At 62.0% G+C, this 21,118-nt stretch carries 21 protein-coding genes and 2 tRNA genes; 13 read left to right on the top strand and 10 right to left on the bottom strand.

Annotated elements, in window-relative coordinates:
* Positions 1 to 60 precede the first annotated feature (60 nt).
* Together KI613_RS08225 and KI613_RS08220 are read left to right on the top strand one after the other, a co-directional pair.
* Entirely contained in the window at positions 61 to 1,587 is a 1,527-nt protein-coding gene (locus KI613_RS08225) for a hypothetical protein (RefSeq protein WP_226404887.1), read from the top strand.
* 7 nt (positions 1,588 to 1,594) lie between these two features.
* Positions 1,595 to 2,440, top strand: a complete 846-nt coding sequence (locus tag KI613_RS08220) for a 23S rRNA (adenine(2030)-N(6))-methyltransferase RlmJ (protein ID WP_226404886.1) — start codon at positions 1,595 to 1,597, stop codon at positions 2,438 to 2,440.
* Here KI613_RS08220 and KI613_RS08215 read toward each other — a convergent pair.
* Positions 2,432 to 2,788 (bottom strand): nucleotide pyrophosphohydrolase, encoded by a 357-nt coding sequence (locus KI613_RS08215; RefSeq protein WP_226404885.1) that lies wholly within the window; start codon positions 2,786 to 2,788, stop codon positions 2,432 to 2,434. The genes KI613_RS08220 and KI613_RS08215 overlap by 9 nt on opposite strands.
* Positions 2,789 to 2,971: 183 nt before the next feature.
* Between KI613_RS08215 and KI613_RS08210 the strand changes: the two genes are divergently transcribed.
* The 4 genes from KI613_RS08210 to KI613_RS08195 all read left to right on the top strand — a co-directional run bounded on the left by KI613_RS08210 (position 2,972) and on the right by KI613_RS08195 (position 6,163).
* A complete protein-coding gene (locus KI613_RS08210; RefSeq protein WP_226404884.1) occupies positions 2,972 to 4,216 on the top strand; it encodes a diguanylate cyclase domain-containing protein in 1,245 nt (414 codons plus the stop codon).
* Between the two features lie 86 nt (positions 4,217 to 4,302).
* On the top strand, positions 4,303 to 4,824 hold the full coding sequence (locus KI613_RS08205) for a gamma carbonic anhydrase family protein (protein WP_226404882.1): 522 nt from the start codon (positions 4,303 to 4,305) through the stop codon (positions 4,822 to 4,824).
* Positions 4,825 to 4,847: 23 nt separating this feature from the next.
* Positions 4,848 to 5,513, top strand: coding sequence for a hypothetical protein (locus KI613_RS08200; RefSeq protein WP_226404881.1), 666 nt, complete (start codon positions 4,848 to 4,850; stop codon positions 5,511 to 5,513).
* A complete protein-coding gene (locus KI613_RS08195) occupies positions 5,510 to 6,163 on the top strand; it encodes a DNA alkylation repair protein (protein ID WP_226404879.1) in 654 nt (217 codons plus the stop codon). Before KI613_RS08200 ends, KI613_RS08195 begins: the two co-directional genes overlap by 4 nt.
* A 61-nt stretch (positions 6,164 to 6,224) precedes the next feature.
* Here the strand turns inward: KI613_RS08195 and fliW are convergent, their stop codons facing one another.
* Positions 6,225 to 6,668, bottom strand: coding sequence for a flagellar assembly protein FliW (fliW, locus tag KI613_RS08190; RefSeq protein WP_226404877.1), 444 nt, complete (start codon positions 6,666 to 6,668; stop codon positions 6,225 to 6,227).
* Positions 6,669 to 6,786: 118 nt separating this feature from the next.
* Here fliW and KI613_RS08185 point away from each other — a divergent pair, with 118 nt between their 5' ends.
* From KI613_RS08185 to KI613_RS08165, 5 genes are all read left to right on the top strand, one after another.
* The gene (locus KI613_RS08185) at positions 6,787 to 9,108 is read left to right on the top strand and encodes a Tex family protein (protein WP_226404875.1); all 2,322 of its coding nucleotides are present in this window, start codon (positions 6,787 to 6,789) and stop codon (positions 9,106 to 9,108) included.
* 138 nt (positions 9,109 to 9,246) lie between these two features.
* On the top strand, positions 9,247 to 10,584 hold the full coding sequence (locus tag KI613_RS08180) for a ferredoxin reductase family protein (RefSeq protein WP_226404873.1): 1,338 nt from the start codon (positions 9,247 to 9,249) through the stop codon (positions 10,582 to 10,584).
* A gap of 50 nt (positions 10,585 to 10,634) precedes the next feature.
* Entirely contained in the window at positions 10,635 to 10,979 is a 345-nt protein-coding gene (locus tag KI613_RS08175) for an arsenate reductase (RefSeq protein ID WP_226404871.1), read from the top strand.
* Positions 10,976 to 11,854 (top strand): Hsp33 family molecular chaperone HslO, encoded by an 879-nt coding sequence (gene hslO / locus KI613_RS08170; RefSeq protein WP_226404869.1) that lies wholly within the window; start codon positions 10,976 to 10,978, stop codon positions 11,852 to 11,854. The genes KI613_RS08175 and hslO overlap by 4 nt, the downstream gene beginning before the upstream one ends.
* Entirely contained in the window at positions 11,854 to 13,224 is a 1,371-nt protein-coding gene (locus KI613_RS08165) for a sensor histidine kinase (protein WP_226404867.1), read from the top strand. Before hslO ends, KI613_RS08165 begins: the two co-directional genes overlap by 1 nt.
* A 21-nt stretch (positions 13,225 to 13,245) precedes the next feature.
* On the opposite strand, the gene KI613_RS08160 is transcribed toward KI613_RS08165, so the two are convergent.
* Genes KI613_RS08160 through KI613_RS08145 form a run of 4 tightly spaced genes read right to left on the bottom strand, consistent with a single transcriptional unit; the run spans position 13,246 to position 18,280 of the window.
* Positions 13,246 to 14,637, bottom strand: a complete 1,392-nt coding sequence (locus tag KI613_RS08160; protein ID WP_226404865.1) for an FAD-binding oxidoreductase — start codon at positions 14,635 to 14,637, stop codon at positions 13,246 to 13,248.
* 7 nt (positions 14,638 to 14,644) lie between these two features.
* Positions 14,645 to 15,511 (bottom strand): patatin-like phospholipase family protein, encoded by an 867-nt coding sequence (locus tag KI613_RS08155; protein WP_226404863.1) that lies wholly within the window; start codon positions 15,509 to 15,511, stop codon positions 14,645 to 14,647.
* Between the two features lie 6 nt (positions 15,512 to 15,517).
* The gene (gene rimO / locus KI613_RS08150) at positions 15,518 to 16,849 is read right to left on the bottom strand and encodes a 30S ribosomal protein S12 methylthiotransferase RimO (RefSeq protein ID WP_226404861.1); all 1,332 of its coding nucleotides are present in this window, start codon (positions 16,847 to 16,849) and stop codon (positions 15,518 to 15,520) included.
* A gap of 57 nt (positions 16,850 to 16,906) precedes the next feature.
* Positions 16,907 to 18,280, bottom strand: coding sequence for an HD-GYP domain-containing protein (locus tag KI613_RS08145; protein ID WP_226404859.1), 1,374 nt, complete (start codon positions 18,278 to 18,280; stop codon positions 16,907 to 16,909).
* A 202-nt stretch (positions 18,281 to 18,482) separates the two neighbouring features.
* Here KI613_RS08145 and KI613_RS08140 point away from each other — a divergent pair.
* Both KI613_RS08140 and KI613_RS08135 read left to right on the top strand, forming a co-directional pair.
* A tRNA-Val gene (locus tag KI613_RS08140) sits at positions 18,483 to 18,558 on the top strand.
* Between the two features lie 4 nt (positions 18,559 to 18,562).
* A tRNA-Thr gene (locus KI613_RS08135) sits at positions 18,563 to 18,637 on the top strand.
* Between the two features lie 28 nt (positions 18,638 to 18,665).
* Here the strand turns inward: KI613_RS08135 and KI613_RS08130 are convergent.
* The 4 genes from KI613_RS08130 to KI613_RS08115 all read right to left on the bottom strand — a co-directional run bounded on the left by KI613_RS08130 (position 18,666) and on the right by KI613_RS08115 (position 21,051).
* Positions 18,666 to 18,866 carry a hypothetical protein gene (locus KI613_RS08130; protein ID WP_226404858.1) on the bottom strand — a complete coding sequence of 67 codons (201 nt, stop codon included), beginning with the start codon at positions 18,864 to 18,866 and terminating at the stop codon, positions 18,666 to 18,668.
* 245 nt (positions 18,867 to 19,111) lie between these two features.
* Positions 19,112 to 19,786, bottom strand: coding sequence for an SIMPL domain-containing protein (locus tag KI613_RS08125; protein WP_226404857.1), 675 nt, complete (start codon positions 19,784 to 19,786; stop codon positions 19,112 to 19,114).
* Positions 19,783 to 20,037, bottom strand: a complete 255-nt coding sequence (locus KI613_RS08120; protein WP_226404856.1) for a GlsB/YeaQ/YmgE family stress response membrane protein — start codon at positions 20,035 to 20,037, stop codon at positions 19,783 to 19,785. Before KI613_RS08120 ends, KI613_RS08125 begins: the two co-directional genes overlap by 4 nt.
* Before the next feature lie 126 nt (positions 20,038 to 20,163).
* Positions 20,164 to 21,051 carry a LysR family transcriptional regulator gene (locus tag KI613_RS08115; RefSeq protein WP_226404855.1) on the bottom strand — a complete coding sequence of 296 codons (888 nt, stop codon included), beginning with the start codon at positions 21,049 to 21,051 and terminating at the stop codon, positions 20,164 to 20,166.
* Positions 21,052 to 21,118 lie beyond the last annotated feature (67 nt).

Raw genomic sequence — 21,118 nt, 5'->3', positions numbered from 1 at the left:
AGCACAGAAATTCCAACGAAATTACCGGATAATTCGTATGTCAAACTTTCCGCGGTAATCATGGAATCTCCTCTGCAACTGTTACGCGAGCTGTTTCCGTTCGGCCAAACCGGTGCCGAACAGAAAAGTGCAGCCGCAGTTCGCGGATTGCTCGATACCGTGACCGGCCTGTCGCCGCAGGAAACCATCGCCAAACTGGCCGGTAGCGTTCTGCCCAGCATCAATGGGCAACCGAACCTGCACATGCGCTTCAAGCTGCTCGAAGATGTCAGGCTTGAAGCTGAAGAATCGCTGCCCGTCCTCGAAAAGCTCATTGCCCACGCCGTACTGCCGCTGCCACTCGATGCCGCGACCTCGGCCCTGCATGCCGACAATCTACTCAAGGGCCTGGCCATGGCCTACGCCGGCATTGCCCGCAGCATCAACAAAGGCCATCTCAACGACGGACTGAGTCATCTGCTGCATCGCAGCGTGCAACGCGCAATGGCCATGATTGGCCGGCGCCAGCTGTTGGCCTACCGCGCCTATGCCGCCCCGTCGACGAGTTCGTGGCAAGCCCTGCACGAGCTTTACCAGATGGTGCGCGGCCAGCGTTCGAAGCCGCTCAACGGCGAGACGGCACCGGTCGAGCATGAATACCTCGGTGCCCTGCTGTTCGCCTACCTCGAACCGACCAAGCTACCCCGGGCCGAGCTCGAAATCATCAACACCAGCACCCGGCAACTGGCAGCCTACGCGCTGATTGGCGAAGTCACCCCGGAAATCTGCAACGGCAAGGCAGCCGACGCCTGTTTCATTGTTCGCCCCGATGAAGGCAATCCGGGCTATCCGATGATGCGCTTGCCGTCGGGCACCTCGATTTTCGGCAGCCTGCTCATCGACTGCACCCAGGTCGTCGCCGCCATCGACCGCAATATCACGCGCCGCCCCGGCAAGGCCATCGACCCCATTCTTGAGGCTTCTCCTGCCCTTTTGCAGGCCCTGCGCCTCGCCATCAGCGGCAAGAGCGCACGCCGTTTCAGCCGGACCCGCTTTCGCCCGCGTGGCGACCTGGTCAGCGGTTTCGGCCCGGTTCTCAGCTTCCTTGACGGCAACACATTTTCCCGCCGCTCGGTCGACTCGGCCTCACGCTACGATGGCCGCGATTACACATCCAGCGAGTGGGCCATGGTCGACGAAAGTCCGGATGGTTTCCGCCTCCGTTTCATCAAGGGCGAGAAGCGCAACCTCGGCGCCGGCGACCTCGTCGCCCTGCAGCCGCGTGAATCGAGCAAGATTCACGTCTGCCTGGTTCGCCGCATATCGTCGTCGCAGATTCGGCTCGAAGTCGGTTTGCAGCTCATGTCGCCGCAGGTCAGCGTGGTCGACATCGTGGCCGAAGAAACGCCGGATCAACGCGCCGTATTCCTGCACAGCCTGCCGGCCTACGGCAAGTATTCCGGGCTGATCACGGCGCCCGGGGCCTTCCAGACCGGCCAGAAAATCATGGTCAAATTGCCGGGACGTTCTCTGCACCGGCTAATCGGGACATGCATGGAAGCCAATGAGGGGCTAGAATTCTTCGCCCTAGACCTGCTTCCGGATTAATCCCACTTTGCTCAGCTACCGCCACGCCTTTCACGCCGGCAACCACGCCGATGTGCTGAAACACCTCATCCTGATCGAGATCGCCCAATACATGGCTGAAAAGCCGGCGCCGTTCTGGATCATCGATACCCACGCCGGGGCCGGGCGTTATGCGCTGGATTCAGCCCACGCCACCAAGCTGAGCGAATACCGCGACGGCGTCGCCCGTCTCTGGGAAGCCAAGGGCTTGCCCAAGGCGGCACTCAACTACCTTGATTTCGTCAAGATGCTGAACCCGGACGGCCAGTTGCGCCATTACCCGGGTTCGCCGTGGCTGGCCCGCCAGCTGCTGCGCGACAGCGACCGTCTGCGCCTCTACGAAATGCACAGCACCGACGGCAAGCTGCTCATGGAATGTTTCAAGGGCAGCGGCCGCGAGGTGTCGATCACCGACGGCGACGGCTTTGCCGGCCTCAAGGCCATTCTGCCACCGCCGCCACGCCGGGCACTGGTCCTCATCGATCCGTCCTACGAAACCAAGGGCGATTACACCGCCGTCGTCAAGACGCTGCAGGATGCCCTCAAACGTTTTTCCACGGGAACCTACGCGCTGTGGTACCCGATGCTCGGCAAGCCGGAGTCCCGCCAGTTGCCGGAAAAGCTGAAACGGCTGGGCGCTGCCAACTGGCTGCACGCGACGCTGGAAGTCAAGGCGCCGTCCCGCGATGGCTACGGCATGCACGGCAGCGGGATGTTCATCATCAACCCGCCGTGGACGCTGGAAAAGACCTTGCACGACACGCTGCCGACGCTGGCTACCCTGCTCGCTCAGGACGCCGGCGCGAAATACACGCTGGAAAGTGAATCAACCTAGCTCGGTGTATTTGGCCCGCGAGCCATAGGCTTTGTCGACCGGATATTTTTCGGCGTTTTTAGCCAGCTTGGCGCGGGCCGCAGCGGCCAGATCGATGCCTGCCGTATCGGCGATGAGCAGCAGGTAGAGCAGGATATCGGCGCATTCGTCGCGCAGGGCTTCGGCCGCTTGCGGATCGACCGGCAGCGCCTCGACTTCGGCGTCACTTTTCCATTGGGTCAGTTCCAGCAACTCGGCCGCTTCGAGATTGAGCGAGGTGATCAGATTGCGCAGCGTGTGAAACTGCTGCCAGTCGCGTTCATCGCGAAACGCCAGCAATGCTGCGGTCAACGCCGAAAAATCGCTCATTTTGAAATCCTCTCGATAGAATGGTGATCATGCCAGCCCGGCCCGAATGCGGCAATGCAAGCGGTTCGGAAGCGGGGAACCTTCATCTGCCCGGCGCAATCCAATTTCCTGTAGTTTTCGCGAACCTCGGCGCTGTAAACCGGAGTCCCCAAGCTGGACGGAGGTATTGCGTGGTCACGGCTGATGCGGGTTTTTGAGAAAATTTTTGAAGCGGTTCCCGATGGCTTGCTGGTGGTTGATACGGCAGGCCTGATTCTGTATGCGAATGGGGCGCTGGAGAGTCTGTTTGGCTATGCGCCGGACGAGCTGATCGGCCAGCCGGTCGAACGCCTTACCCCACACCAGCTGGCCTCGGCCCACGTCACTTATCGCGAACACTACCAAACGGCGCCAAAGACCCGGGCAATGGGGGCCAGCAACGACCTGTTAGGCTGCCGCAAGGATGGCAGCCTGTTTCCGGTTGATGTCATGCTCTCGCCGCTCGATATCGGCGACCGGAAGCAAACGCTATGCGTCGTGCGCGATGCCACCGTGCGCAAGGAGATCGAGGAAAAGCTGACGATCGCCAACACGGTGTTCCAGTCGACCCAGGAAGGCATCGTGGTGACCGATGTGAATTGCCGCATCATCGCGGTCAATCCAGCCTTCGAGATGGCCACCGAATACAGCAAGAAGGAATTGCTTGGCCAGCACATGCGCGTGCTGCGCTCGGGGCGGCACGACGATTTTTTCTACCGCCGGATGTGGGACTCGATTCTCAACACCGGGGAATGGCAGGGGCCGATCTGGAATCGCCGGAAAAATGGCGAGGTTTATCACGAATGGCTGTCGATCAGCACGGTGCGTGATCGCGACGGCCGGCCCATCCAGTATGTCGGGATCACCACCGACATGGGCCGCATGAATCACGTCGAGACCGCTGTCGAGCGACTGGCGCACTACGACGCGCTGACCGGGCTACCCAACCGCCTGCTGCTCAATTCGCGCATCCAGAAAACCTGGGAGCGCGCCCACCGGGACGGCAAGCCGTTTGCCGTGATGTTCCTCGACCTTGATGGTTTCAAGGCGGTCAACGACACGCTCGGCCACCCGGTCGGTGACGAGCTGCTCAAGGTCGTCGCCACCCGCCTGCGCGAAAACATGCGCGAAACGGATACCATCGCCCGGCTTGGCGGCGACGAGTTTCTCATTGTCCTCGAGGATGTCATGCGCGACGATATCGTCGCGCTCGCCCAGCAACTGATCGAACGGATCAGCGCGCCCTTCGATCTCGGGCTGGCCGAGCCGGTCTGCGTCGGCCTGAGCCTGGGCTGGAGCCATTACCCGGAACATGCCGACAACGTGCCGGCGCTGATCCGCCAGGCCGACGAGGCGCTGTATCAGGTCAAGCGTTCGGGCCGCGGGGCGTGGCGGGAGTATTGCGGTTAGTTCGCAGCCGCCACGCAGGTAAAATTGGCGAATCTCACGGTCAACCCGAAAAAATGGCCAATTTTGAAATGCCCCAAGGAGCCCGCATGCCCCTCTTCCGCCTCGCTGATAAACAGCCTCAGATCGGCGACAACGCCTGGATCGCACCCAACGCCACGGTCATCGGCGACGTTCGCCTCGGCGCCAACAGCTCGATCTGGTGGAACGCCACGCTGCGCGGCGACAACGATCCGATCAACATCGGCGACAACACCAACATTCAGGACGGCTCGGTGCTGCACACCGACGAAGGCGTGCCGATGCACATCGGCAACAACGTTACCGTCGGCCACCTCGTCATGCTGCACGGCTGCACGGTCGGCGACGGCAGCCTGATCGGCATTGGCTCGGTGATCCTCAACCGGGCGGTGATCGGCAAAGGTAGCATCGTCGGCGCCAATACGCTGATCCCCGAAGGCAAGGTCTTTCCCGACCACGTGCTGATCGTCGGCTCGCCGGGCAAGGTCATACGCCAACTGAGCGAGCAGGATGTCGCCAACCTGCAGAAAGCGGCCGAACACTACGTCGCCAACGCCCAACGCTATCGCGACACGCTGTCGCCACTTTGAACCACGCGGCAAACGGCCGGTCCATGCGCCTCCTGTTCATTCTGCCCCTGCTGCTCCTCGCCAGCCCGGGCCGTGCCGACCCCTGCGACGAGTTGCCCAAACCCTCGGTGACGATCAAGCGCATCGACGAGCGCCTCAGCTACAACACCGAGTACAGCTACAAGTCGCTGACCAACATTGGCGCCTCGCTGACCCGCCCCGGCAAACAGGTGCTCGGCCTGACCCGCGGCAACGCGACAGTCAGTTTCGCCTCGAACACGCCTTCGATCATCGACCCGACCGGCCGCTGGGAATGCGCCAGCCCGCAGATCACGCTGATCTTCGGCTTCAGCCCGCTGACCGTCTACGTCGCCCGCGAATTCCCCGAAGGCACGTGCGCCTACAAGGAAATCCGCGAACACGAAATGCGCCACGTCGAGACCTACCAGAAGCACATCGCCAGCATCGAAAAGGAACTGACCGAGTCGCTCAATGCCCGCTTTGCCAGCGGCACCGTGTGGCGCGGCCCGGTCGGCCAGACCGCCGCCCGGCTGCGGCAGGAACTCGACGCACGCTGGGCGCCCTACGTCCAGCGACAAATCAAGCGCGTCGACGAAGCCCAGGCCAAAATCGATACCGCCGAAGAATATGAGCGCGTCGCCAATGCCTGTGGCGGCGAGATCAGCAAAGTGCTGCGCGGCAAGTCATGAGCGACTTGGCGGCCAGTATCCAGGATGCGCTGCAACCCTTGGCCGACGCCACGAGGGCCGGTGCCATGGCCGCCTACATGCAAGGAAAATTCGATTTTCTCGGCATCCAGACGCCAGCCCGACGCCAGGCCGCATTGCCGCTCATGCGCGCCTTCACCGGCAATCCGGTCGATGCCGCCCGCGAACTCTGGGCCTTGCCGGAGCGCGAATACCAGTACGTCGCCGTCGACCTGTTGCGGCGGCAGAACAAGCGGCTGGCGGCCAGTGACCTGCCGGCGCTGGAAGCGCTAGTCCAGGACAAATCCTGGTGGGACACCGTCGACGGGCTGGCCCCGACGATAGGCGCCATCGTGGCGCGTGAGCCACAGCTGGTCAGCCGGATGAATGCCCTGATCCGCGCCCCGGACTTCTGGCTACGCCGCGTCGCCCTGCTCCACCAACTGGACTGGAAAGAAAACACCGACGAGGCGCGGCTCTTCGCCTACTGCCTGCACTGCGCCGGCGAGCGGGAGTTCTTCATCCGCAAGGCCATCGGCTGGGCCCTGCGCCAATACGCCCGCACCAACCCGGCCGCCGTGCGCCATTTTCTCGAGACAAATCGGGAAAAACTGTCCGGACTATCGTTCCGGGAAGCCGCGAAACACCTGTAACCAGGACGAAAAAAAGCCACTATCGAACGGATAGTGGCTTTCGGCTGAACATCGAGGTGAATTAGACAGCGCTCGCCAGATTCGACAGCGTGATGTTCGGACGCATGTTTTCCATGACCTTCTGCAAACCGACTCGTGCCTTGGTATTGATCAGCAGCGGGGCGCGCAGGTTCGGCGTGATTGCCGCCTTGCCACCTTCATCCTGTTTGAACAGAACCTGCATCACTGCCACATCCTCCGGGGCTGGCGACTGCAACAGGGCATTTTCGGCATCGCTCAGTTCCAGTTCGTAGTTGAACCCCAGTGTCGTCGGGTCAACAATCTGGAAAGCCAGCGTTGAATCGTCGAGCGACTGCAGGGTAAAACTGGCCGGGTGCTCCTTGCCCTCTTCATGCGCCAGCATGAAGCGTTTGCTCTGTTCGAAGCCAACCAGGCCACTCGGGAAATTGATGACTTTTTCCGGACTAACCTCAACGGCGCCAAACAAATAGGTTTCAATTTTCATTCTTGTTCTCCTCTCAATTGGAATGCATATAACATATCCTACACCATGCGGTGATGGTTGTATTTTCTACCACTATTGCGCATAGTGCACCCCCCATTTTTGCTGTGCTGCCGCACCCATGCTGCCATCCATCGAACACCGCATTGCCGCCGAACTCGGCGTCCGCCCGGCCCAGGTCAACGCCGCCATTGCCCTGCTCGACGAAGGCGCCACCGTGCCCTTCATCTCGCGCTACCGCAAGGAAGCGACCGACGGCCTCGACGACACCCAGCTGCGCAATCTGGAAGAACGCCTGACCTACCTGCGCGACCTAGAAGAGCGGCGTACCGCGATCCTCGCCAGCATCGACGAGCAAGGCAAGCTGACGCCGGAGCTCAAGGCCGAGATCAGCGATGCCGAAACCAAGCAGCGTTTGGAGGATCTCTACCTCCCCTACAAGCAGAAGCGCCGGACCAAGGCGCAGATCGCCCGCGAAGCCGGCATTGAGCCGCTCGCCCTCGGCCTGCTTGAAGATCCCAACCTAACGCCGGACGACGAAGCTGAAAAGTTCATCAACGCCGAAGCCGGCTTTGCCGATGTCCGCGCCGTGCTCGACGGCGCCCGCCAGATCCTCATGGAAAAGTTCGCCGAAGATGCCGAACTGCTCGGCGGGCTGCGCGCCTACCTCAGCGAACACGGCCATGTGCGCTCCACCGTCGTCGAAGGCAAGGAAACCGAAGGCGCCAAGTTCCGCGACTGGTTCGACTTCGCCGAGCCGATTGCCACGATGCCCTCACACCGCGCCCTGGCCCTGCTCCGTGGCCGCAACGAAGGCATGCTGCAAGTGGCGCTGGTCCTCGATTCCGAACTCGATCCGGAGTCGGTCAAACCCGGCACCCAAAACCCCTGCGAACAGCGCATCGCCGTCCGCTTCGGGATCAAGCCGCAGGGCCGGCCGGCCGACAAATGGCTGGCCGACACCGTGCGCTGGACCTGGAAGGTCAAGGTCTACACCCACCTCGAACTCGAACTCATGAACGAGCTGCGCGAGCGCGCCGAGGAAGAAGCCATCCGCGTCTTCGGCCGCAACCTCAAGGATTTGCTGCTCGCTGCCCCGGCCGGCCAGCACGTCACGATGGGCATCGACCCGGGCATCCGCACCGGCTGCAAGATCGCCATCGTCGACGCCACCGGCAAGATGCTCGACCACGCCACCATCTACCCGCATGAGCCGCGCTGCGACTGGGACGGCTCGATCGCCACCATCGGCCGCCTCGCCGCCAAGCACCAGGTCAGCCTGGTCGCCATCGGCAACGGCACGGCCAGCCGGGAAACCGACAAGCTGGTGCAGGACGTCATGAAACGCTATCCGGAAGCCCGGCTGACAAAAATTGTCGTTTCCGAAGCCGGCGCCTCGGTCTATTCGGCCTCCGAATTCGCCGCCAAGGAATTTCCCGACCTCGACGTCTCGATCCGTGGCGCCGTGTCCATCGCCCGCCGCCTGCAGGACCCGCTGGCCGAACTGGTCAAGATCGACCCGAAATCCATCGGTGTTGGCCAGTACCAGCACGATGTCTCGCAAACCAAGCTGGCGCGCAACCTCGATGCCGTCGTCGAAGACTGCGTCAATGCCGTCGGCGTCGACGTCAATACCGCTTCGGTGCCGCTGCTCGCCCGCATCTCTGGCTTGACGGCCGGGCTCGCCGCCAACATCGTGAGCTACCGCGACGCCAACGGCGCCTTCAAAAGCCGCGATGCCCTGAAAAAAGTCCCGCGCCTCGGCGACAAGACTTTCGAGCAGGCCGCCGGCTTCCTGCGCGTGCCGAACGGCGACAACCCGCTCGACAGTTCGTCGGTGCACCCGGAAGCCTATCCGGTGGTCGAAAAAATCATTGTTGACCTCAACAAGTCGATCAAGGAAATCCTCGGCGACAGCCGCGCGCTCAAGGGCCTCAACCCGGCGAAATACACCGACGAGCGCTTTGGCCTGCCGACCGTCCAGGACATCTTCAAGGAACTGGAAAAACCCGGCCGCGACCCGCGCCCCGAGTTCAAGACGGCGACCTTCGCCGACGGCGTCGAAAAGGTCGGCGACCTGCGGCCGGGCATGATTTTGGAGGGAGTCGTCACCAACGTTGCCGCCTTCGGTGCCTTCGTCGACATCGGTGTTCATCAGGACGGTCTGGTGCACGTTTCGGCGCTCTCCAACACCTTCGTCAAGGACCCGCACACCGTCGTCAAGGCCGGCCAGATCGTCAAGGTCAAGGTGCTCGAAGTCGACCTGCAGCGCCAGCGTATCGCGCTGACCATGCGCATGGGTGACGAGCCGAGCCAGGCCAAGCGTCACGACAACGCCCCGACCGGGCGCGGCAATGCGCCGAGCCGGCCACAGCAACGCAGTACCGGCCAAGCCCCGGCCGGCAACGCGATGGCGTCGGCCTTTGCCAAGCTGCGCAAGTGATTGCCACGGTCAACCGGAAATAAAGGCCAAAATTGAAAAGGTAGTTTCATTTGCTTACAACCTGAAACACGCTGCTGACAGCGGGATGGCAACTTGCGGACTAGACTGATGTCATCAAAACACCATTCCGCTGCCATCATGAAACGCCCCCTGCTTTTCCTAGCCCTCATCCCCCTCACTCTGTGGGGAATTTTCGCCCTGCCCGACGTACTTGCCGCCAACCCTGAGGGCCCCTGGGCCTGGCGCAAGCCACTGATCATCCTGTCCGGCCTGCTCGCCCTGTGGTGGATGAGCGCCGGCATCCTGCTCGCCACGCGTTCGCCCTGGCTCGAACAACGCTTCGGCGGGCTCGACAAGCTCTACCGCCTGCACAAGAACATCGGCATCGGCGCCGGCATCCTCGTCTTCACGCACTGGATGATCGAATGGCTGCCCAAGAACCTGTCCAAGGCCGGCCTGATCACCGGGCCACGCGGCCCGCGCGGACCACGCGGCGAGCCCGATATGTGGATCGATCTGGCTAAGGATGTCGGCGAATGGGCCGGCTACATCCTGCTCGCCCTGGTCGTCGTCGCCCTCGTCAAACGCATTCCCTACCGCTATTTCCGCTGGGTGCACAAGGCCTTTGGCGCCGTTTTCCTGGCCGGCGCCTTCCACGGCCTGATGCTCATGCCGACGACTTTCTGGCAAAGTCCGCTCGGCTGGCTGACCGCCGCGCTCGCCGCTGCCGGCCTTGTGCCCGCCCTGCTCTCGCTGTCGAATCGCATCGGCCGCAAGCGCCAGCACTCGGCCCAGATTGTTTCGATCAGCCAGCACGATGGCAAATTGCTTGAAATGGTCTGCCGCCCCGAAAAGAACTGGCCTGGTCACAAGGCCGGACAATTCCTCTTCGCCAACTTCGGCTCGCGCGGCGAAGGTGCCCACCCGTTCACCATCGCCTCGGCCTGGAACGCGCAGGAAGGCACGTTGACCCTGGCCATCAAGGCGCTCGGTGATTTCACCGCCCAGCTCCCCGCCTTGATCGAGGCCGGCCAGACGATCACCCTCGAAGGCCCCTACGGCGCATTTGATTTTTCGCCCAAAATTCCGGTTGACCGTGGGAATGCGGCGCATCAGGTCTGGGTCGCCGGCGGCATCGGCATTACGCCCTTCCTCGCCCGCCTTGAGCAACTGGCCGCCGCCCCGGCGCCAACGAAAGCTACGGCCGATCTGTTTTACTGCACGCCAAATTCCGCTGCCGGCGATTTCCCCGAGCATCTGGAGGCCCTCTGCGACGCCGCCGGCGTCCGCCTGCACCGCCGCCAGACCGACAACACCGGCCCGCTCACGCCGCAGGAAGTCGCCTCTACGCTCCAGCCCGGCAGCACCGTCTGGTTCTGCGGCCCGGCCGCCTGGGGCAGATCTTTGGGCCAGGCACTGCAGGCCAGCGGCCTGTCGCGCGCCGCGTTCCACCAGGAGGCCTTCGAGTTCAGATAGGTCCGGCATCGGCTGGTATGATTCGCACTCCGCAACGAACGTACGCAGTCATGACCAAGGTTTACGGCATCAAGAACTGCGACACCATGAAGAAGGCCATGACCTGGCTGACTGAAAATGGTGTCGCCTACGAATTCATCGACTACAAGAAGGCCGGCGTCGCCGAGGCCAATCTGCCCGACTGGAACGCCCGAGCCGGCTGGGAAAAGCTGCTCAACACGCGCGGCCTGATGTGGAAGAAGCTCAGCGACGAGGAACGTTTTGCGGTCGACGAGCAAAAAGCCCTGAAATTGATGGCGCAATACCCAAGCCTGATCAAACGCCCGGTACTCGACACCGGCAGCCAGCTCATCGTCGGCTTCGCGCCGGAAAACTACGCGGAAAAACTGAAGTGAGCAGCTACGTTCAGCGCTTCATTTTCGAAGGCCTCGACATTCGCGGTGCCGTCGTTCATCTTGGCGACGCCTGGCAGCAAATGCAGGCCGGCCGCGACTATCAGCCGACCGTTGCCCAGTTGCTCGGCGAGACGGCTGCCGTCACCGCCCTCATCGCCGGCCAGCTCAAGCAGCCCGGCCGCCTGACCCTGCAATTGCGCGGCAATGGCCCGATCCAGTTACTGGTCATGGACTGCAACGAACAGCTGCAAATGCGCGGCATGGCGCGCAGCAACCCGGTCGTGCTGGCTGCCCCGGTACCCGAACTGCTCGGTGCCCACCAGGGCGGCCAGCTCATGATGAGCCTCGACATGCCGGAAGCCCGCCAGCCCTACCAAAGCTTCGTGCCAATGGTCGGCGACAGCATCGCGACAATTTTCGAACACTACCTCGAACAGTCCGAACAGCAACCGTCGCGCCTGTTTGCTGCGTGCAGCCAGGAAGCAGCGACCTGCCTGTTCCTGCAAAAACTGCCCGAGGCCGACCACCACGACCAGGATGGCTGGCAGCGCATCACCCAGCTGGCGGCCACGGTCAAGCCGGCCGAGTTGCTCGAACTCGACACCGAAAACCTGCTCGGCCGCCTCTTCCACGAAGACATGAGCGAACACGGCATCCGCCTCTACGACCCGCGCCCGGTGGCCTACCACTGCCCGGAAGACCGCAACAAGGTCGCCGACATGATCCGCAGCCTGGGCCATGCCGATGCCGAGACGATCCTCGCCGAGCACGGCGAAATCGTCATCCGTGACGATATCTGCAACCGCGACTACCACTTCAGCGCCGACGATGTCGCCGCGCTGTTCGCCGTCAGCGAAGGCAAGGCACTGCATTGATGCCGCTAAGCGAACCCTTCGTCCTCGGCCGAAGGGTCGAACTTCTCTATCGCAATGTGCGGCTCGGGCAGGTCGTTTCGATCGTCAATTCGTCGATCCTGACCTGGGTCGCTGTTTCGCTGGTGGGCAATTCGGTCATTTACGCCTGGTGGCTGGCCGCCATTGCGATCGCCGGCTTGCGTCTCAGCCAGGCCATCGCCTACCGACGAACTGACCCGGCTGAACGCTTCAAAAATGCTCGTCGGTGGCGCCAGCAAGCCATGTGGAGCGCAACCGGCGCCGGCCTCGTGTGGGCCAGCGGCGCTCTGCTCCTCATGTCGCAAGGCAACATCCACCTGCAACTGCTCACCGGCCTGGTCATGTCCGGAATGGTCGCCGGCGCCGTGCCCATCCTGGCGGCCGACCGCTTTATTTTCCGTTGCTACGCAATCCCCGTCGCCCTCGCCGTGGCCTTTGGCACCCTCGGCAGCGACCCCTTGCATATCGCCTTCACCGCCATGTCGCTGATCCTGCTGCTGGCAGTAACACGCAGTGCCGATTTCTTTCACGACGCCCTGCACGATACCTTCCGGCTCGAGCATGAAAAAGATGGCTTGCTGACCGAACTTGAACATGCCAGCGCCGTTGCCGAACGCTCAAACCGCGCCAAGACCGAATTCCTGGCCAATATCAGCCATGAACTACGCACGCCGATGAACGGCATCATCGGCATGGGCGATTTGCTGGCGCTCGAACCGCTGACCCCGGAGCAAAGTGAATTGCTGCACCATCAGCGCGAATCGGCTAACCACCTGATGCTGCTGATCAATCACCTGATCAAGCTGTCGGCGCTCGAAGCCGGTCATGTCAAGCTCAAGCACTCCCCGTTTGCCGTCAATGGCCTGCTCGAAGGTTTGCTATCCAGTCAGCAAAAGGCGGCAGCCGCCAAGGGCCTCACCCTGTCGCTGCACACCGAGCCCGCATTGCCGGAAATCCTGGTCGGCGACATCAACCGCCTAAGGCAAATTCTCGATCATCTGGTCGGCAATGCCATCAAGTTTACCGACGCCGGAAGCATCGACGTGACGACAAAGCAAACCGAGCGCCGGGGCAGCGCCGTCAAAATCGAGTTTTCGATCGTCGACACCGGCCCCGGCATGACGCCGGAAGAACTTCAAATGATCAGCGGCCTGCTCATTCAGGGGGATGGTTCGATGATTCGCAAGCACGGTGGCATCGGCGTCGGCCTGCCGATCGCCCGCAAGCTGGTCGAACTGATGGGCGGCGAACTGCTCGTCGACAGCCAGGTTGGCAAAGGCTGCACTTTCCGCTTTACATTGCCTTTTGAACTCCCCGAACCTGACGCCGGGCACGGCCAGCTTGAAGCCTGATCTCACCGGCCCGAGCGGGCCTCAGAGCAGCTTGCCGGGATTCATCAGGCCACGGGGATCGAGCGCCTGCTTGAGCGAACGCATGAGCGCCATCTCGACCGGGCTCTTGTAACGCAGGATTTCCTCGCGCTTCAACTGGCCGATACCATGTTCGGCCGATATCGAACCGTTCAACGCGTGCACCGTGTCATGAACGAGGCGATGAACCTCGGCTTCGCTGGCGATGAAGTCGGTGTTGTCGTGCGCATCGGCTTTCGACAGGTTGTAATGCAAATTGCCATCGCCAACATGGCCAAAGGCGACCACGCGGATACCCGGAAAGGCCTTGGCCAGCGCCGCATCAGCCGTGGCCAGAAACTCAGGAATACGCGAAACCGGCACCGAGACATCGTGCTTGATGCTTATGCCCTCGATCTTCTGCGCTTCGGAAATATTCTCGCGCAACGCCCACAGCCTTTTCGCCTGCGTTTCCGATTGGGCCACGACGCCGTCGCTGACCTCGGCCACCGTCAGGCGGTCCGTCAGCCAGGCTTCGACGGCAGCCGGATCGGCCTCGGAGAATTCGGCCAGCACGTACCACGGTGAGCTGGCACTTGGCCGGACGGTATCGGGAATGTTCTTGAGGACCAGCCCGAGGGCGCTTTCCGAAACCAGCTCGAAGGCCGTCAGTTGGGCATCGAAAGCCGTTTTTGCCGAATTCAGCAGGTCCACCGCAGCCGCCGGCGAAGCGACGTTCAGCCAGCAGGTAAGCTGCCTTTTCGGCAGCGGGAAAAGCTTGAGCACGGCGCCGGTAATGATGCCCAGCGTGCCCTCGGCACCAATGAACAACTGCTTGAGGTCGTAGCCAGTATTGTCCTTGCGCAGGCCGCGCAGGCCGTTCCAGATGTCACCGTTGGCCAGAACCACTTCCAGACCCAGCGTCAATTCGCGTGTGTTGCCGTAGCGCAGCACTTGCACACCGCCGGCATTGGTCGACAGATTGCCGCCGATCTGGCAACTGCCTTCCGACGCCAACGCCAGCGGAAACAGCCGGTCGGCGGCGCGCGCGGCTTCCTGCACGGCGGCCAGCGTACAGCCGGCCTCGACTGAAATTGTGCTGTTTTTCCGGTCGACCGTGAGAACACGGTTCAAGCGGCTCAAACTGACAACCACCGCGCCGCCCGAGTCGTCCGGCGTTGCCGCACCACACAGGCTGGTGTTGCCGCCCTGCGGGACAATAGCCACTCCGGCCTCGACGCAGGCCTTGACCACCGCCGCCACCTCGCCGGTATTGCCGGGGCGAACGACACATTGCGCCGCGCCGCGGTAACGGCCGCGCCAGTCGGTGACGAAGGGCGCGATGTCAGCCGGCTCGGTCAGCACCTGGGCCGGGCCGACGAGGGCGGCGAGTTTATCGATCAGGGAATCATTCATTGCGGTTTCAATCGAGCAGCGAGTGCAGCAGCGGCAGCATGTGCTCGGTTGCCTTGCGCCCGGCGGCAATGGCTTCGCCGGCACGATGATAGTCGAGCAGGTTGAGTTGCCCGAGACGCGGCGCGATAAGCACGTCGGCCGGTTCGCCGGCCAGGCGCGAACGCGAGATGCGGCCCTGCATGATGGCAATGCTGTTGGTAACCACATCGGCCAGCGAAGGCCGAACCGGCTTGTCGTCGCCGCCGCCAAACCAGCGACCGACGGCATTGCGCCAACCACCATTGGCCACTACCGGCTTGCCGTTGCGCCGCTGCAGCGTGGTCAGCATGTCCATGCCGAGATCGACGGCCACCACGACTTCGGCGTCGAGCGCCCGGCACAGCGAAACCGGAACCGGATTGACCAGGCCGCCATCGACCAGGAAACGCTGGTCAAGCAATTGCGGCGAAAACAGGCCAGGCAGCGCGATCGAGGCGCGTACCGCATCGGCGACCGATCCCTCGCGCAACCAGACTTCACGGCCCGTCGCCAGATCGGTGGCGACGCAAGCGAAAGGCCGATCGAGATCGGCAAAGGTTTCATTGAGGAAGGAGGTCGAGGCAAAGTCGAGCAGCTTTGCCCCCTTGATCAGCCCGCCTGTCAGGCTGACATCGAAGAAGCGAAGTACGTCTCGCCGGCTGAGTCCGTCTGCCCAGGCCTCAAGTTTGTCGAGGTCGCGGGAGGCATAGGCGGCGCCGACAAACGCCCCGATCGAGGTGCCGCAGACGACATCGGGCTCGATGCCGGCCTCATGCAGGGCGCGCAACACGCCGATATGCGCCCAGCCACGCGCCGATCCGGAGCCAAGGGCGATGCCGAGACGCGGCCGGGCCACGGCAGATTAGCCCTGCCCGACCGGCTGGGCGTAGAGGTCGTGGTGGTCGGCGTCGATAACCTTGACCTGCATGAAATCGCCGGGCTGGGCATCGAAATAGCCATCGATGTACACCACGCCGTCGATTTCCGGGGCGTCGGCCTTGGAGCGAGCGATGGTCCCTTCCTCGTCAACGGCATCGACCAACACCTGAATGACCGTGTCGATCTTGGCTTCGAGCTTGGCGGCGGAAATATCTTCCTGAACCTGCATCAGCCAGCGGCGACGGTCTTCGCGTACATCTTCCGGCGGCAGACCGGCGAGTTCGTTGGCTTTGGCACCTTCGACCGGCGAGTAGGCGAAAGCGCCGACGCGATCAAGCTTGGCATCTTCCAGGAACTGGATCAGTTGATCGAAATCCTCGTCGGTTTCGCCGGGGAAGCCGGTGATAAAGGTCGAGCGGATGACGATTTCCGGGCAGATGTCGCGCCACTTGGCGATGCGTTCCAGCGTGTTCTCGGCCGAGGCCGGGCGCTTCATTGCCTTGAGGATGGTCGGGCTGGCGTGCTGGAAAGGCACGTCGAGGTAAGGCAGGATCTTGCCTTCGGCCATGAGCGGGATGACGTCATCGACCGACGGGTACGGGTAAACGTAATGCAGGCGGACCCAGATGCCGAAGCTGGCCAGCGCCTCGCACAATTCCTTGAGGCGCGACTTGACCGGCTTGCCGCCCCAGAAGGCCGTGCGGTACTTGAGGTCGACGCCGTAAGCGCTGGTGTCTTGCGAAATCACCAGAATTTCCTTGACGCCGGCGCGGGCCAGATTTTCGGCTTCGGCCAGCACATCGCCGACCGGCCGCGAGACGAGCGGACCGCGCAACGACGGGATGATGCAGAAGGTGCAGCTGTGGTTGCAGCCTTCGGAAATCTTCAGGTAGGCAAAGTGATCCGGCGTCAGGCGCACGCCCTGCGGCGGCACGAGGTCGGAATACGGGTCGTGCGGCTTGGGCAGGTGGGCGTGGACGTAGCCCATGACCTCGTCGGCAGCGTGCGGGCCAGTCACGGCGAGCACCGACGGATGCGTCGATTGGACGATGTCGCCCTTGGCACCGAGGCAGCCGGTGACGATGACCTTGCCGTTCTCATTCAAGGCTTCGCCGATGGCGTCGAGCGATTCCTCGACGGCGGCGTCGATGAAGCCACAGGTATTGACGATCACCAGATCGGAATTGTCGTAGCTCGGCGAAATCTCGTAGCCTTCGGCGCGCAGCTTGGTCAGGATGCGCTCGGCGTCAGATGACGCCTTCGGGCAGCCGAGGGAAACGAAGCCGACGGTCGGCACTTTTTGCTGAATAGTCATGCGATGGAAACCTTATCCGGACGGGCCGGCAAACAAAGGGCGTATTTTACGGGGGAATCAGACCGGCAGGCGGGCAAGTGCCTGTTTAAGCGCGTCAAAACATTTCGCGTCGATGGCCGTGCCAACATTTTCTGCCATGATTTCCAGGGTCTTGGGAATCGGCACAGCACCGCGGTACGGGCGTTCGGCGGTGATCGCATCGAAAATATCGGCCGTCGTGATGATCCGCGTTTCGAGACAGATATCTTTCGCCGTCACGCCGCGCGGGTAACCCTTGCCATCGAACCGCTCGTGGTGCGCCGCCGACACTTGGGCCAGTTCGGTAAAGGCGTCGATGCGCGAGAGGATCGTCTCGGTGTACGTGGCATGCGCCTTGACCGCCGCCCACTCCTCGTCATCCAGCTTGCCAGGCTTGTCGAGCACGCTGTTGCTGACGCCAAGTTTCCCGACATCGTGGAGTAGCGCACCGCGCTTCAGCCAGCGCCGACGGTCCGCCGCCAGACCCAGCGTTTCGGCGATCAGGTCGGCGTAGAGCGCAACCCGCGTGCTGTGCCCGCTGGTATAGGGGCTCTTCGAGTCGACGATCTGGCCGAAGGCGGCCGCGATGTCGTCGAGATAATCGTCGTCGAGCGCCACGACATGCCCGGCCGGCTCGAGCGCCAGCACCGCTGTCATGACGTCGGGCGAAGCCAGCGTTTTCCAGAAGGCGTCGTCGCCCGCCAGTTGCTCGAAAGCCTTGACCAGAGCGGGATCAAACCAGCCGCCAACGCGCTGCCCAACCTCGTCGAAAGCCGCCTGCGGGCCGCCGGAGGTATGAAAAACATCAATCACCTGAGCCAGCAGCGCAATACGCGAATAGAGCGGAATCGCCTCGCCAGCCAGGCCCTGCGGCTTGCCCTGGCCGTTGAAATGCTCGTCCAGGCTGTAGATGCCGGCCGACACGCTCTCGGGAAAACGCAGCAGGCGGGCGATTTCGGCGCCGCGCTGGCAGCGGGTGGCGATCAACTCGGTGGCGATCTGTTCGCCGTCGCGCATGATCGTCATGACGCTGCGAAAACGCTCGGCCAGCGGCGCCCTCAGCCCGGTATGGCTGAGCACGAACTGGAGCACCCGGGGCAGGCTGTCGCCCACTTTTTTGAAATCGCGTTTGAAGCTCAGGTCGTCGGTCAGATACAGTTCGCAGATGCGCGCCGCGTTACTGCTGCAGCCCAAATCCTTGAGCAGCAAGGTGTAATAGAGATTCCACAGATCGTCGTCGCCGAGCCCGAGACGGCGGCCGATGTGCATGCCGATCCAGCAACAACGCACGCAATGGCCTTCCGGCTGCCCTTCGGTAATGTCGAGCGCATGACTGAGCGCCGAGATCAATTCGGAGAGTTTCAAGCCGGCCAGAGCGGGCAAGGCAAACTGAACTGGAGAATTAGCTGGCATTGGCTCGTAGATTACCAACAAACATTGAATTTCTCTCGCTGAACAAGGATTACAGCCCGCCTAGGCGAATAGCCAAAGGCCAGGGCGTTATCAACTGAAACCAGAAAATCTGGCTGAATGACAATAAAAATCCGCTATCAGTCCATCGTTCTCGTCCGGAACACTGGCGCAATTCACTTTATTCGTTATAATTCGCGCCCCAGCGTTCTTAGCTCAGTTGGTAGAGCGTCTGCCTTACACGCAGAATGTCGGCGGTTCGAGCCCGTCAGGACGCACCAGGTTGCCCATGTGGCTCAGTGGTAGAGCACTCCCTTGGTAAGGGAGAGGTCGGCAGTTCGATCCTGCCCATGGGCACCACCCCGCTTGCATTCGTCGCCCGACGAATTTACTGCTTTGTTGCAGGCGAGCCAAACTGCTTGAGCGCCGAGAGAAACTCGCTGAAGTTTGCTTCGCGAACGGTGATGTTGCTCAAGGTGTCGCGCAGGTTAAATACCGACAGATCGATCTCGCCAGCCTGAGCATTCCCCTTGCCGGCAATTTTGCTGCCAGTTTGTGATGGGACTGCCTTGATGCTGGAGAGTGACATTTTTTTGTTTTCCTGAGTCGATGGGTTCATTCTGCCCAGCCCGCTCTGAAGCGTCTGTGAACAAATTCACAGTACATTGCAGGCCATAAAAATTTATGGCCTCCAGGCGCTAAACCATTACTGCGACAAGGGTTTTGGCCAACCTGAGCAGTATTGGCATGACATTTCAAATTCGGGCGAAATTTCCGGTTGACCGTAGCAAGCGCCCCGAAAGGCGTTGCCCTTGAAGGTCAATGCCGTTGCCTTCAGTCGGCCAGTTCAATCTGCCCGCTAATGTTGGTCGTGACCAGACTTTCACCGGCCTCCAGCGGTGCCGGAGCGGCCTCTGCCGCCATCATCACACCGCGGGCAGCGCGCATCATAGGCATGGGCATGCCGCCGCCCTGTTGGACGTTGAGCTGCTTGATCTTCCAGCTCTTGCCGAGTTGTTCGGCGATTACTGCGGCACGGCTCTGAAAGGCTAGAATGGCCTCGCGAGTAGCTTCGTCCTCCACCTTGCGCCGGGTTTCGGGCGACGGCAGCATACTGACGTCGCCGACTGCCAGACGCATCTGCTGCAGCTTGCCGAGCAGGTCGGAAACGCTGCCCTGATCCTTCGATTCAAGAACAAGCTCGCTGCGCATGCGCCAGCCGTCGATTTTCTGGCCCTGGCCATAAACCGGGTAGGTCGACTGCTGGCCACTCTTGACCGAAATGCCAGCCTTGGCGCGAATCAGCTTCAGTGCCTCGGCGATGTCGGCATTGACGCGTTGCGCCAGTTCGGCCGGACTCTTGCCGCTCACCTCGCTGTAGACGCTGGCGCGCACCATGTCGTTTGCCGCCGGACGGCTAGCGTTGGCCGAGAGATCGACGAGCGCGCCAGCCTGGGCCGTTGCCGCCACCAGGGAGCCGATAAACAGTGTTGTCAGAAGCTTCATCATTGCGGGCTCTTGTCGCGCAGCCGGCCGTAGATCGCCAGCAGGACAATGGCGACCACCACGGATGCAACAAATCCGGCGCCTTCACCAGCCTGATACCACCCCATGGCCTGACCGAGCATGCCGGCCAGGAACGAGCCGCTGATGCCGAGCAGCACGGTAGCGAGAAAGCCCATGCTGTCCTTGCCGGGATGCAGGAATTTGGCGATGACGCCAACCACAAGGCCAATCAGTATGGTCCACACGATTCCCATTGTTCAACGTCCTTTCAATTGACCCAAGATGCCATTCGCAACGGTTGGTTGCACCAGGATATTAACGCGTTGGCATGATCACGGTTGGCGCGGATCAGTAAAGAATTGTTTTCCGAGAGGGGGCAATTACTGCCCAGCCAGCCGTTCGGCCAGCGTATCCATGAGCACCCGAACACGATGCGGGACGTGGCGATTGCTGGGCAGGATGGCATAGATGCCCAGCTCGGGAATCGGATAATCAGCCAGAATTTCCACGACCCGGCTGCTGGCCAAAAAAGTGTCGGCAATGAAATCCGGCTGGCAGCTGATGCCCAGCCCCTGCGCCGTTGCTTCGGTCAGCACGTCGCCATTGTTGGCATTGAGGCGGCTGCGGATATGGAAGCTCTCCAGTTGCCCATCGACCATGAATTGCCAGACCTGGCTGCTGCCCGCGTTGGTGTAGCCGAGGCAGACGTGGTTTGCCAAATCGGCCGGTTTTTCCGGTTGACCGTGGCGAGCGAGGTATTCCGGCGCGGCAACGACAAGCAGGCGACTGGAACCGATCTTGCGCGCCACGTCACCCGACTCCAGCCGCCGGGTGATGCGGATCGACAGGTCGATGCCCTCCTCGATCAGGTTTACCCGGCGGTCGCTGTAATCCATGTCGAGCGAGACTTCCGGGTAGCGCTGCGAGAAATCGAGCAGGATGGGCGCCAGTCGCTTCATGCCGTAGCTGAGCGGCAGGCTGATGCGGATATTGCCGCGCGGCGTCAGGCGCTCCTCGGCAACGCCGGTTTCGGCCGCTTCGACGAGGTTGAGGATGACCCGGCATTTTTCCAGGTAAGCCGTGCCGCCCGAGGTCAGCGCCAGCCGGCGTGTGCTGCGCGCCATGAGCTTGACGCCGAGATGCGCCTCGAGCGCGGCGATCTGCCGCGTCACCACCGAGCGAGCGACGCCCAGCTGCTGCGCGACGGCCGAAAAGCTGCCGAGTTCGGCGACGCGAACGAAGAGATGCATGGCATCGAGGCGATCCATTGTTGCAACTCCAGCAATAGTAATTTGCATATTGTCGGCTATTTCAGAGCAAATAAGAGGCATACAG

It is taken from the genome of Ferribacterium limneticum (assembly GCF_020510585.1).
Classification (GTDB): Bacteria; Pseudomonadota; Gammaproteobacteria; order Burkholderiales; family Rhodocyclaceae; genus Azonexus.
The sequence above is the reverse complement of the archived record's forward strand: the minus strand, read 5'-3'. Positions and strand labels throughout refer to the sequence as shown.